Origin of the sequence: Tistrella mobilis KA081020-065, assembly GCF_000264455.2 — a bacterium.
GTDB classification, from domain to species: domain Bacteria; phylum Pseudomonadota; class Alphaproteobacteria; order Tistrellales; family Tistrellaceae; genus Tistrella; species Tistrella mobilis.
Genome location: NC_017956.1, coordinates 1,625,919 through 1,637,670 on the forward strand (window position 1 = coordinate 1,625,919; position 11,752 = coordinate 1,637,670).

General features: G+C 68.6%; 13 protein-coding genes. 8 read left to right on the forward strand and 5 right to left on the reverse strand.

The features are described from left to right. The first annotated feature begins 300 nt into the window (after window positions 1-300). The gene (locus TMO_RS07330; RefSeq protein WP_014744973.1) at window positions 301-1,152 is read left to right on the forward strand and encodes an isocitrate lyase/PEP mutase family protein; all 852 of its coding nucleotides are present in this window, start codon (window positions 301-303) and stop codon (window positions 1,150-1,152) included. A gap of 13 nt (window positions 1,153-1,165) precedes the next feature. Here TMO_RS07330 and TMO_RS07335 read toward each other — a convergent pair whose 3' ends face one another. Continuing rightward, window positions 1,166-1,633: a YbhB/YbcL family Raf kinase inhibitor-like protein gene (locus TMO_RS07335; protein WP_041605655.1), complete on the reverse strand. Its 468-nt coding sequence runs from the start codon at window positions 1,631-1,633 to the stop codon at window positions 1,166-1,168. 105 nt (window positions 1,634-1,738) lie between these two features. Continuing rightward, the gene (locus tag TMO_RS07340; RefSeq protein ID WP_014744975.1) at window positions 1,739-2,506 is read right to left on the reverse strand and encodes an AraC family transcriptional regulator; all 768 of its coding nucleotides are present in this window, start codon (window positions 2,504-2,506) and stop codon (window positions 1,739-1,741) included. A 121-nt stretch (window positions 2,507-2,627) separates the two neighbouring features. Between TMO_RS07340 and TMO_RS07345 the strand changes: the two genes are divergently transcribed. From TMO_RS07345 to TMO_RS07360, 4 genes are all read left to right on the forward strand, one after another. Next, the gene (locus TMO_RS07345) at window positions 2,628-3,419 is read left to right on the forward strand and encodes a sulfite exporter TauE/SafE family protein (protein ID WP_014744976.1); all 792 of its coding nucleotides are present in this window, start codon (window positions 2,628-2,630) and stop codon (window positions 3,417-3,419) included. 106 nt (window positions 3,420-3,525) lie between these two features. Next, window positions 3,526-4,749 carry a Tm-1-like ATP-binding domain-containing protein gene (locus TMO_RS07350; RefSeq protein WP_014744977.1) on the forward strand — a complete coding sequence of 408 codons (1,224 nt, stop codon included), beginning with the start codon at window positions 3,526-3,528 and terminating at the stop codon, window positions 4,747-4,749. A 2-nt stretch (window positions 4,750-4,751) separates the two neighbouring features. Further along, window positions 4,752-5,582 carry a phosphoenolpyruvate hydrolase family protein gene (locus tag TMO_RS07355; protein ID WP_014744978.1) on the forward strand — a complete coding sequence of 277 codons (831 nt, stop codon included), beginning with the start codon at window positions 4,752-4,754 and terminating at the stop codon, window positions 5,580-5,582. A gap of 12 nt (window positions 5,583-5,594) precedes the next feature. Continuing rightward, window positions 5,595-6,332, forward strand: a complete 738-nt coding sequence (locus TMO_RS07360; protein ID WP_014744979.1) for a hypothetical protein — start codon at window positions 5,595-5,597, stop codon at window positions 6,330-6,332. An 11-nt stretch (window positions 6,333-6,343) separates the two neighbouring features. Here the strand turns inward: TMO_RS07360 and TMO_RS07365 are convergent, their stop codons facing one another. Further along, window positions 6,344-7,021: a TetR/AcrR family transcriptional regulator gene (locus tag TMO_RS07365; protein WP_014744980.1), complete on the reverse strand. Its 678-nt coding sequence runs from the start codon at window positions 7,019-7,021 to the stop codon at window positions 6,344-6,346. Window positions 7,022-7,153: 132 nt separating this feature from the next. Between TMO_RS07365 and TMO_RS07370 the strand changes: the two genes are divergently transcribed. After that, the gene (locus TMO_RS07370) at window positions 7,154-8,386 is read left to right on the forward strand and encodes a glycosyltransferase (RefSeq protein ID WP_014744981.1); all 1,233 of its coding nucleotides are present in this window, start codon (window positions 7,154-7,156) and stop codon (window positions 8,384-8,386) included. 13 nt (window positions 8,387-8,399) lie between these two features. On the opposite strand, the gene TMO_RS07375 is transcribed toward TMO_RS07370, so the two are convergent. After that, the gene (locus TMO_RS07375; RefSeq protein ID WP_014744982.1) at window positions 8,400-9,134 is read right to left on the reverse strand and encodes a DUF4396 domain-containing protein; all 735 of its coding nucleotides are present in this window, start codon (window positions 9,132-9,134) and stop codon (window positions 8,400-8,402) included. Window positions 9,135-9,393: 259 nt separating this feature from the next. Here TMO_RS07375 and TMO_RS32905 point away from each other — a divergent pair, with 259 nt between their 5' ends. Further along, window positions 9,394-9,771 carry a PQQ-binding-like beta-propeller repeat protein gene (locus TMO_RS32905; RefSeq protein ID WP_081598810.1) on the forward strand — a complete coding sequence of 126 codons (378 nt, stop codon included), beginning with the start codon at window positions 9,394-9,396 and terminating at the stop codon, window positions 9,769-9,771. Next, window positions 9,726-10,382, forward strand: coding sequence for a PQQ-binding-like beta-propeller repeat protein (locus TMO_RS07380; protein WP_014744984.1), 657 nt, complete (start codon window positions 9,726-9,728; stop codon window positions 10,380-10,382). The genes TMO_RS32905 and TMO_RS07380 overlap by 46 nt, the downstream gene beginning before the upstream one ends. Here the strand turns inward: TMO_RS07380 and TMO_RS07385 are convergent. Then, window positions 10,349-11,653 carry a cation:proton antiporter gene (locus TMO_RS07385; protein WP_014744985.1) on the reverse strand — a complete coding sequence of 435 codons (1,305 nt, stop codon included), beginning with the start codon at window positions 11,651-11,653 and terminating at the stop codon, window positions 10,349-10,351. The two genes, TMO_RS07380 and TMO_RS07385, sit on opposite strands and share 34 nt — an antisense overlap. Window positions 11,654-11,752: the final 99 nt, after the last annotated feature.

Genomic DNA, 11,752 nt, shown 5'->3' on the forward strand with positions numbered 1-11,752 from the left:
GCGGACGGGGCGGCCGTGATTGCAGCACGCGGCCAGCGGTCCGGTGATCGAGGCCAGCAGAAACACGAGCACCAGAAGGCTCTGAACCAGCATGCCAGCCCGGGCGTGTCGGCGAGGGTGGTCCGTCACGGGTGCAGTCCCTTCAGATTCAGGGCGCCGGCAGATCCGCCAGACATTGCATATGCGTTGACCATTTCGCCCTGAGGCGGCGGTGTCAAGCAGGTCTGGATGATTTGTTCTTGATATGTTCGGATCCGGCTGAGAGGATGAGGGCCCCCGATATGATGATGGAGGTCGCCAATGACCCTCCCGGCAGCTGATCCCGGCCGCGTCTTCCGCAGGCTCCACGAGGCACCCGGCGCCTTCATCCTGCCCAATCCCTGGGATGCGGGCACCGCGCGGATCCTGGCGGCGATGGGCTTCCCGGCCCTTGCGACCACCAGCGCCGGCATGGCCTTTTCCGCCGGCCAGCCGGAAGGCGTGGCCGGGCGGGCGCAGGTTCTGGCCCATTGCCGGTCGATCGTCGACGCGACGGCGCTGCCGGTCTCGGCCGATCTGGAGAAGGGGTTCGGCGATGATCCGGACAGCGCTGCCGAAACCGTCCGGGCTGCGGCGGCGGCCGGGCTTGCCGGCTGTTCGCTGGAAGATCACACCGGCGACAGGTCGCAGCCGATTTATGACCACGGGCTCGCGGTCGAGCGCATTGCGGCTGCGGCAGAGGCCGCCCGCGGGCTGGATCGGGACTTCGTGCTGACGGCGCGGGCCGAGAATTTCATGTGGGGTCGCCCGGATCTGGACGACACCATCCGCCGCCTTCAGGCCTTTGAAGCGGCCGGCGCCGACGTCCTCTATGCGCCGGGCCTGCCGGATCTGGAGGCGGTGCGCAGTGTCTGTGCCGCCGTGAGCCGGCCGGTCAATGTGGTGATCGGCATCGCGGGCATGGCGGCTTCGGCCGATGAACTGGCCGCGGCAGGCGTGAAGCGGATCAGCCTGGGGTCGACCCTCGCCCGGCTCGCCTTCGGTGCCTTCGTCCGGGCCGCGCGCGAGATGCGCCGCGACGGCAGTTTCGGCTTTGCCGGCCAGGCCATGCCTTTCGCGGAGCTGGAAGGCTTCTTCCGCGATCCGCCCGAAGGGGCGGCCCGGCCGGCATAGAGACCGCCCCGGGTCAGCCGCGGCCGCGTTCATACACCCCGACCAGCCCGGCTTCGGCGAGCATATGCGGCCGGGCGGCGGCCCAGATTTCGCCGACGCGGCGGCCCGGGTCGACATCCAGATGGTCGATGTCGAGTGCAGCCAGGCGGAAGTAATAGTGATGGGGGCCGTGGCCTTCGGGTGGCTCGGGACCGTCATAGGCCGCTGAACCGAAATCATTGGTGCCGTGGTGGACGCCGCTGCCGGGACGACCGGCGCCTTCCTCCAGTCCGGTCCGATCGGCGTGCAGGTCGAATACCGCCCAGTGCCGGAAGGTGCCGCCGGGGGCATCGGGGTCCTCGACGATCAGCAGGAAGCTTCGGGTGCCCTCGGGCGCGTCCTGCCAGTCGAGGGGTGGCGACAGATTGTCCCCCGTCCGGGCGAAACGGTCGGGAATGCGTTCGCCATCGGCGAAAGCGGGGCTCCGGAGTGTGAGCGGCATGGATCCGGTCTCCTGATCGGCGGGCGATGCGCCCATTGCCGTCCGAACCCCTGCCGGGGCGGCGTGTTCCGATCTCGGCCGGCGGCCCCCTCGGACATTGCTGCGTCAGACATTGCCCGCCAGGGCCGAGGGCGGCCGGCCCAGCAGGCGCCGGACCATGGTCGAGAAGGCGGCCGGGCTGTCATAACCCAGATCCAGCGCCACGGTGGTGACCGCCTGACCGGCGGCGAGTCTGGAGAGGGCCGCCATCAGGCAGGCCTGACGGCGCCAGGCCCCGAAGGAGAGGCCGGTCTGGCTGCGGAAGAAGCGGGTGAAGCTGCGCGGGCTCATCGCCAGCCGGCGAGCGATGTCGTCGGGGCGGATGCGAATATCGGGGGCGCGCAGGATCTCGCGGCAGAGCGCGCCGAGGCGCGGATCCGGCGGCAGCGGCGCAAAGACCGGCAGCACCGGGGCGGCGGCAAGCTCGTGCAGGATCAACCCGATCAACGCCCCCTCGCGGCCCGCCTGATCATAGAGGGCGGGTAGTTCCGCAGCAGAGAGCAGCAGCTGGTGGAGCAGGGGCGAGACGGTCAGCACCTCGCAGACCGCCGCCGGACGCGGCGCTGCCGCCGGTTCGATGTACAGGCTGCGGGTCGCGACCCCGACCATCCGCACCGCATGGCGGGCGCCGGCGGGGATCCAGACCCCGGCATGCGGCGGCACCACCCAGGCACCATCGGCGGTCTCCACCTCCATCAGCCCGGTCATGCCGTAGAGAAACTGCGCGCGACGATGGGTATGGGGCGGCAGCTGCGCCCCGTACCGATAGTCGGTGCCGATCGCCAGCACCGGACGCGGGGTGGCATCGACCGTGTCGAGGGCGATGTTGCGCAAGGGAGGGCACCCTTCCGGAAATGTGGCCTGAACACGAAGATAGTCGGCTGATCTTCGAAAGCCGGCAAGGCCTGCCGACGCCATGATGGCCCGGACGCTGCCTCATCCGGATCCCCGTGTCATGCATCTTCCGATCGATCTTAATCTTCTGCTTCTGGCCTTCGGCGGGCTCGCCGGGCTCACCACCGTTCTGTTCGGCTTCGGCGGCGGTTTCGTCGCCGTACCCTTGCTCTATGCGATGTTCACGGCCGTCGGCACCGCGCCTGCGCAGGCCATGCATGTGGCGGTCGCGACCTCCACGGCCGTGATGATCGTCGGCGCCGGCTTCGCCAGCCTGCGCCATGCCCGTGCCGGCACTCTGGACATGGGGCAGCTGCGGCCGCTGATCCTGCCGGTCAGCCTGGGGGCCGTGATCGGCGCCCGGGCGGCGATCTCGTTCGGGGGCGAAGGCCTCAGGGCGGCCTTCATCGCCTATCTGGGCCTCACCATCCTCGACTGCCTGTTCCGGCCCGGTTTCATGACCCGTGCGGCGAGGCCGGCCCGGCCGATGCGGCGGCGGGCCACGGCCCTGATCGGGCTGGGTATCGGCGCGGTCGCGGCCTTTCTGGGCGTCGGCGGCAGCGTGATGACCGTGCCGCTGCTGCGCCGGCGCGGCGCCGACATGACCACCGCCACCGCGATGGCAAGCCCGCTTTCCCTGCCGATGGCGGTGGCGGGGACGATCGGCTATGTGGGGCTGGCCGAGGGAGCGACGGGACAGGTCGATGCCGGCGCCTTTCTGGCCCTCGCGATCGGATCGACGATCGGCGTCAGGCTGAGCGCGCCGCTGATCGGCCGCCTGCCCGATCGTCTGCATGCCAGAGCATATCTTGTGCTGCTCACCCTGGTGCTGGTGGTGATGGTTCTGCTGTGACCGAGGGCTCGCTTTTTCCGTGGGAAATGGTGTGGAATTTCTCTTGGGCTGAAGGGTTCCGATGCAATAGGGTTCGGTCAAAAGCCGAACCGGGAGGAACGACCCCATGACCGACACGACCGATGCCCCCTTCGTCGTCGTCACCGGCACCTGCGACACCAAGAGCGACGAGCTGGTCTATCTGCGGGATCTGATCCGTGCGGCCGGCGTGGCCGTGAAACTGGTCGATGTGGCCCCCCGCGGCAGCTCCGGGGCCGCCGACGTCACGACGCGGGACGTGCTGTCCGCGCTACCGGGGGCGGCGGAAGAACTGGCCGCAACGGCGGATCGCGGCCAGGCGGTCGCCATTGTCGCGCGGGCCTTCGCGGCCTGGGTGGATGCGCAGGCGCCCCGGATTCTGGGTATGATCGGGGCGGGCGGTTCGGGCAATACCGCACTGATCACCCCGGGGATGGGGCGGCTTCCGGTCGGCACGCCCAAGATCATGATCTCGACCGTCGCCTCAGGCGATGTGGCGCCCTATGTGGGGCCCAACGACATCGCCATGCTCTATTCGGTGGTCGATCTGGCCGGGCTGAATTCGATCTCGCGCAGGGTTCTGGGCAATGCCGCCAACATGATGGCCGGCGCCGTCACCCGGCCGCTGCCCGACGCCGTGGTACCGGAGAAGCCCGCGCTCGGCCTCACCATGTTCGGCGTCACCACCCCCTGCATCGAACAGGTGGTGGCGCGGCTGGAGGCCGATTACGAATGCTTCGTTTTCCACGCCACCGGCACCGGCGGTCGGACGATGGAGAAATTGGCCGATAGCGGCCGCCTTGCCGGCATGATCGACGTGACCACCACCGAGGTCGCCGATCTGCTGATGGGCGGGGTGATGAGTGCGGGCGAGGACCGGCTGGGTGCGGCGATCCGCACGCGGCTGCCCTATGTCGGTTCGTGCGGTGCGCTCGACATGGTGAATTTCGGCGGGCTGGAGACCGTGCCCGCGCGCTATCGCGACCGGCAGCTTCATGTCCACAATGCCCAGGTCACGCTGATGCGGACCACGCCCGAGGAGAACGACCGGATGGGCCGCTGGATCGGCGAGCGGCTGAACCGCATGGAGGGCGAGGTCCGCTTCCTGCTGCCGCTGGGCGGCGTGTCGGTGATCGATGTGCCCGGCGCGCCCTTCCACGACCCCGAGGCCGATGCCGCCCTGTTCGCTGCACTGCGCGAGACGGTCCGCCAGACCGATCGCCGGCGGCTGATCGACCTGCCCCATGCCGTCAACGACCCCGCTTTTGCCGAGGCGGTGGTGGCGGCCTTCCTCGACATTGCCGGGAGATGATGATGACCCGTTTCGATCGTGGCCAGCTGATGGACCGTTTCCGCCGGATGGTGGCCGACCGGATCCCGATCATCGGCGGCGGGGCCGGGACCGGCCTCTCGGCCAAATGCGAGGAAGCCGGCGGGATCGACCTCATCGTGATCTACAATTCCGGCCGCTATCGCATGGCCGGGCGCGGCTCGCTGTCGGGCCTGCTCGCCTATGGCAATGCCAACGGGATCGTGATGGAGATGGCGCGCGAGGTGCTGCCGGTGGTGAAGCACACCCCGGTCCTGGCCGGCGTCAACGGCACCGACCCGTTCTGCATCTTCGATCACTATCTGGACCAGCTGAAGGCGTTGGGTTTCGCGGGCGTGCAGAACTTCCCGACCGTGGGGTTGATCGACGGCGTGTTCCGCCAGAACCTGGAAGAGACCGGCATGGGCTATGCCCATGAGGTGGAGATGATCCGGCTTGCGGCCGCGAAAGACATGCTGACCACGCCCTATGTCTTCGGCGAGGCGGATGCGGTCGCCATGGCCGAGGCCGGCGCCGACATCATCGTCTGCCATCTGGGGCTGACCACCGGCGGCAGCATCGGGGCCGACACCGCCGTGAAGCTGGAAGACTGCCCGGCGATGGTCGACCGCTGGGCGGCGGCTGCGCAATCGGTCAATCCCGATGTCATCGTGCTGGTCCATGGCGGGCCGGTTTCGATGCCCGAGGATGCGCGCTATGTGCTGAAGACCGCGCGCCACTGCCACGGCTTCTATGGGGCGAGTTCCATGGAGCGCCTGCCGACCGAGGTGGCGTTGACCGAGCAGACCCGGGCGTTCAAGTCGATCTCGTTCTGAGCGGGGTGCAGGATGCGGGCGACCTATGATCCGCTGTTCACGCTGAAGCCGGTGGCAGAGGATGTGTGGATCGTCGACGGGCCGGTGATCCGCTATGGCATGCCCTGGCCGAAAATTCCGTTTCCGACGCGGACCACCATCATCCGCCTGCCGGACGGGCGGCTGTTCGTGCACTCCCCCACCGAGCTGACGCCGGAGCTTCGGGCCGCGATCGACCGGATCGGCCGGCCTGCCTGGATCATCGGCCCCAACCGCATCCATTACTGGTGGATCCCCGACTGGTCGGCGGCCTGGCCCGAGGCCGTGGTGTATCTTGCGCCCCGCATCCCCGAACAGGCGGGCGACCGGATCCGCGGCCCCTTTCAGCCGCTGGACGGGCCGGGGCCCTGGCCCTGGGACGGGGTGCTGGACACCATGCCGGTTGCCGGCGATTTCATGACCGAGATCGTGTTCTTTCACCGTCCCAGCCGGACACTGATCCTGACCGACCTGATCGAGAATTTTGAGCGCGAGCGGCTGGGCTCGCCGCTACTGTGCATCGCCTGCCGGCTGGGCGGGGTGCTGGCGCCGCATGGCTCCATGCCCAGGGATATGCGGCTGACCTTCCGTCACAACCGCGCCGGGCTTAAATCGGCGGTCGAGACCATGATCGGCCAGGCTCCCGAGCGGGTGATCCTGGCCCATGGCCGCTGGTTCGAAACCGACGGGACGGCGCGGCTCAGACAGTCCTTTTCATGGCTGCTGTCCTGACGCCGCGGGATTCAGCCGCCCCTTCGAAGGGGGCGGGCCCCCTCCATGAACAGCCGTACCACGACCGCGAATTCGTCGCGGAGGGACAGGCCGGGCTCGGTGAGCCAGCGCATGATGGCGCCGAAATAGAGATGGTGCAGCCCATTGGCCAGATGGTCGGCGGAGAGGGTGCCGGTCAGCTCTCCAGCGGCCTGGCCCGCTTCGACCAGCTCGCGCCAGACATGGGTGATGTCGCTCTCGGTGCAGGGGGGGCGTGCAGCGCCGTCCTGAGCAAAAATGGTGAAGCGGTGTCGGATATAGGTCGCCATATAGCCCGGGTGGGCCTCGCACCAGGCCGCTGAACTGTCGAGCACCCAGAAGAGGCGCGCGGCCACGCCATCGCGCCCGTAAAAGCCGGCCCGAAGCTTCGCCCGTTCGCGCGCGAATTCCTGGTCCATCCAATGCGCCAGCACCGCTTCCTTGGTGGGGAAATGGTTGTAGAGCGTGCGCTTGGCGACGCCGGCTTCGGCGGCGATCTGCTCCATCGTGACGGCATCATAGCCCGCCGCGGCGAACAGGCGCTGCGCGGTCAGGGCCAGATGGTCCAGCATCTGCCGGCGCTTGCGCTCCCTCCGTCCCATTGTCTCGTCCGGGTGCAGCGTCTCGTCCGGGGCCATCGTCCGGTCTGAAACCGTGTTGCCGGCTGTCATCTCCGGGTCCGGGTCATTTCCGGCTCCTGCTCGGTTCCGATCTTTACAAAAGTATACGACGTGCATTTATATACGGCGACGAAGCCCGGGCGTCACCCGGATTCGCCACGCACCCCGCGAAGGCATCCCCCGATGAAGTTCACCATCGTCACCTACGGCACCGAGGGCGATACCCGCCCGTTGGCCGTGCTGGCGCGTGGGCTGATGGATGCCGGTCATCGGGTGCGGCTGCTTGCCGATGCGTCCACGCTGAGCAGCGCCTATGCGCTGGGCGTGCCGGCGACCGGGCTTTCGGGCGACATCCGCCAGGATCTGCAGCCTGGGGAAGTGCTGTCTGACCTGGTCGGCGATCCCGACGGTGTGGATGGCACGGCGCGCGCAGCGGCAAAAGTGGTGAACCCGCTGGTCGAAGGCTGGATGCGGCAGGTTCTGGCGGCTGCGGCCGGCAGCGACGCCATCCTGCCCTCGGCCCTTGCCGCCTTTGTCGGGTTTTCGGTGGCGGAATGCCTGAAAGTGCCGGCCATCGGCCTCGGGACCATTCCGCTGTCGCCGACCTCGGCCTTTCCGTCGCCCTTCATCCGGCCCGGGCGCGTGTTCAGGCCGTTCAACCGCCTGAGCCACAGGCTGGTCAACGAGCGGTTCTGGCGAGGCCTCGCCGAGAGCACCAATGCCGCCCGTCGCAGGGTCTGCGGTCTGCCGCCCCGGCTCCACGCCTGGCGGGATCATCCGATGCTCTACGGCATTTCGCCGGGCCTGGTGCCCCGGCCGGGAGACTGGCCGGTCACGGCGCGGGTCTGCGGGCAATGGGTCCGGCCGGCAGCGGCCTGGACGCCGCCGCCGGCGCTCGAGGCGTTTCTGTCGGCGGGGCCGCCACCTGTCTATATCGGCTTCGGCAGCATGGCGGGCATGGATCCGCGGTTGCTGACCCGCGAGGTGTCACGGCTGGCCGGACGCCACCGCATCGTGTTCAGCCCGGGCTGGAGCGGTGTCGACCCCGGTGATCTGCCCGAGAGCGTGTTCGTCATCGGCGAGGCTCCCCACGACCGACTGTTTCCGCGGATGTCGGTGGTGATCCATCATGGCGGCGCCGGGACCAGCCATTCGGCGGCGCGGGCCGGCGTGCCGTCTGTGGTGGTGCCGTTTGCCGTCGACAATGCCTTCTGGGCCGACCGTCTGCGCCGGGCCGGCGTGGCGCCGCCGCCGGTGGAGGTCGCCCGGCTGGACGCGGACAGCCTGGACACCGCCATCGCCGCCGCCGGCCGGCCCGAGATGCGCGCGCGGGCAGAGGTACTGGCTGCAGCGATGACGGCAGAGAACGGCGTCGCCGATGCGGTGGCCGCGATCGAGGCCCTGGTCGCCGCCTGATCGATCCGACAGCCTACATCCGTTCCTTGATGCCCCGCGACAGCAGCCACCAGTTGATCGGATAGGCAGTTGTGAAACCCGCCAGCATTGCGATCTGCATCATGAACCAGAATTCCGGTGTCGCGACTTCCAGCTTTGTGCCCAGCCACTGCCGGAAGATCAGGAACTGGGCGAGCGCCATGAAGCCGTACATGCCGACCTGCCAGGCGGTGAGCGAGGCGGCATCGGCCTTCACCGCCTGGATCAGCCCCTGAACCACACCAAGCTGACGCATCGGCTTGATGGTGAAATACTGGAAGGCCACGCCCAGAACGAAGGCGAACAGGAAGTCGAGGATCCAGACCGCGAACATCTTCTCGGCGAAAAGGGTCTGCCAGCCGAACCAGGTGGCGACCACCGGCGCCGCCACCGCCAGCCATTCGGCGGCGAGATCGCCCAGGGCGCAGCCGCTGCCGCAATGGGCCGCCCCCTTGCCGACCATGGCCGGAAACGGGGTCTCGCGGCGATGGGGCGGGTCTTCGTTCCGCTTCATCGCGGCCATGGCGCGGTCTCGCGTGGCCAGCCGGCCATAGCGGCGATAGGCCCAGAGCGACAGGAAACTGCCGAACAGCGCCGTCACCGGCCAGACGACATTCATGATCCACATGTGCTGGGGGTGGCGCCACTCGTCGACGGCAATGGCGATCGCGACCAGCAGGCCGGTGGCGATCGACAGGATGGCGAGGATATGGAGCCAGGTGGGGATCATCGGACGCCTCCCGTGATGCGGACCAGGTACGGGGGCAACGGAAGGCGGGCGTATGGGTTCCGACGCGCCCCGGCCGGAACAGTCGCCGGACGCCCCCGTTGCAGGAATTGAACCTGCCGCAGAAAGAGGGGATCCCCGATGAGGCTGCAATCGCTCAGACCGTCCTGGACCGGCGTGACCGGGGTGCTCGTCATCCTGCTGGGCCTTGTGTTCATCGGGCTTGGCGGCTGGCTGATCCTGCTCGGCGGGGTGTGGTACTATGCCATCGCCGGCATCGGCCTGGCGGCGACCGGGGCTCTGGTGGTGGTGCGTTGGCGACGGGCTCTATTTCTGCACGCCACACCGCCAGGTGATTGCGCTCGACCCCGAGACGGGCCAGGAGCGCTGGCGCTTCGACCCCGAGGCGGATACCGCTGCCAATGAATATCTGGCCTGCCGGGGTGTCGCCTATTACGAAGCACCCGCGGGCACGCCCTGTCGACAGCGCATCGTCTGCTCTGCCGGATCGATTTCCGCCGGCTGCGCTATGACGGGCGGTTCACCCTGCCGACCCTGGGTGGCGACATTTCCTATCCCGCCTTCGACGGCGTGGTGGACTGGCAGGGGGCGACGATCGACCCCACCCGTCAGGTGCTGATCGCCAATGCCAGCTACATCCCCTTCACCGTGCGTCCGATGCCGCAGGATCAGGCCATCGCCGAGGGGCTGATGGAACCCTGGGCCGGATGGGACAGCGGCCAGCCCTATCCGAAGCCGGCTGCATTCGCGGTCGGGCCGCAATACGGCACGCCCTATGCGGCGGTGGTGAAGCCCTGGCTCGGCCTGTTCCAGGCGCCCTGTCATGCGCCGCCCTGGGGCAAGCTGGTGGCGATCGACCTTCGCAGCCGTCAGATCCTGTGGCAGCGGCCGCTGGGGACCACGCGCGATACCGGCCCCTTCGGCACGCATGTCAACCTGCCGCTGCCGACCGGCGTGTTCAATATCGGCGGCAATACGGCAGCCGCCAGCGGGCTGATCTTCATCGGGGCCACCACCGATCAGTATCTGCGCGCCTTCGACGAGCGAACCGGCGAAAAACTATGGGAGGCGCGGCTGCCGGCCGGCGGTCAGGCGACGCCGATGACCTATATGGGCGATGATGGCCGCCAGTATGTGGTGATCGCGGCCGGTGGCCATGGCGGGCTGCGAACCCGCCTCGGCGACTATCTGGTGGCCTATGCCTTGCCGGATGCCGGGGGGTCGGGCTGATCCGGCCCCGGGGCCGTCGCGTCGTCCGGCAAGGCGGTGCGGCGGACCACCCGGTCCAGGCTGAGCCCCTGGACGACGATGGTGAACAGCACCACCGCATAGGCCGCGACCAGGATTACCGGCCGGTCGGGCGAGGCGGGGAGCGAGAGGGCGAGGGCGACCGAAATCCCGCCCCGCACCCCGCCCCAGGTCAGCACCGGGACGGTGCCGCGGGCGAAGCTTTTCCAATGCGCCAGCACCGCGACCGGCAGGCCGACCGAGGCGAAGCGGGCCAGCAGGGCCAGCGGGATCGCGACCAGCCCGATCCAGGCGAGGTCGGGGTCGAAGCCCAGCACCAGCACTTCCAGCCCGATCAGCAGGAACAGCACCGCGTTGAGGGTGTCGTCGACCAGCGTCCAGAAGCCGAAGACATAGCGGCGGGTCTGGGCGCTCATGGCATCGGCGGCGCCGTGATTGCCGATCAGCACGCCGGCCACCACCACCGAAATCGGGCCGCTCATCTGCAGCATGTCGGCGAGGGCGTAGGTGCCGGTGACGAGCGCCAGCGAGATCATCACCTCGATCGAATAGTCGTCGATGGCCCTGAGCGCCCGAAAGGCCAGGAAACCGGTGGCGAGACCGAGTACTGCCCCGCCGCCCGCTTCCACCACCAGCAGCCGGAGGATGTGGGAGAGACCGAAATCCTCCGACGGGCCGGTCGCGGCTTCGAGTGTGATGGTGAACAGCACCACGGCGATGCCGTCGTTGAACAGGGCCTCGCCGGTCATGTCGGTCTCGAGCGCTTCGGGCACGTCGACGGCCTTGAGGGTGGAGAGCACCGCCACCGGGTCGGTCGGGGCGATCAGCGCACCGAAGACCAGGGCCCAGGCGAAGGCGATGTCGATGCCGAGCGCCGCCGCACCGGCCCACAACCCGCCCGCGATGATCAGCGTCGAGATACCGACACCGACCGTCGCCAGCACCCCCACCACCGGTGCCCGCCGGCGCAGCCGGCCCAGGTCGACATGCAGCGCACCTGCGAACAGCAGGAAGGCCAGCATGCCGTGCATCACCGCTTCGTAGAAATCGATCTGACGGAGCCCCTGCGTCAGCGCGCCATAGAGATGGGTTTGCGGGAAGAGCAGCTCGATCGCGATCAGCAGCAGCGAGGCGCCCAGCCCCATCACCAGCAGGCCGATGTTTGCGGGCAGGCGGAAAATGCGGTGGTTCAGCCAGGCGAAGACGGCGGTGACGGTCAACAGGCTGGCGAGAAGCTGGAAGAGCGAGAGCACGTCGGCGGCTCCGGTGGTTTGGTTGGGGCAGACGCATCGGCAACCGGCCGTCCGCTTTCCTGTTCCGGGACAGATTGATACGGAACCGATCGGCAGCTC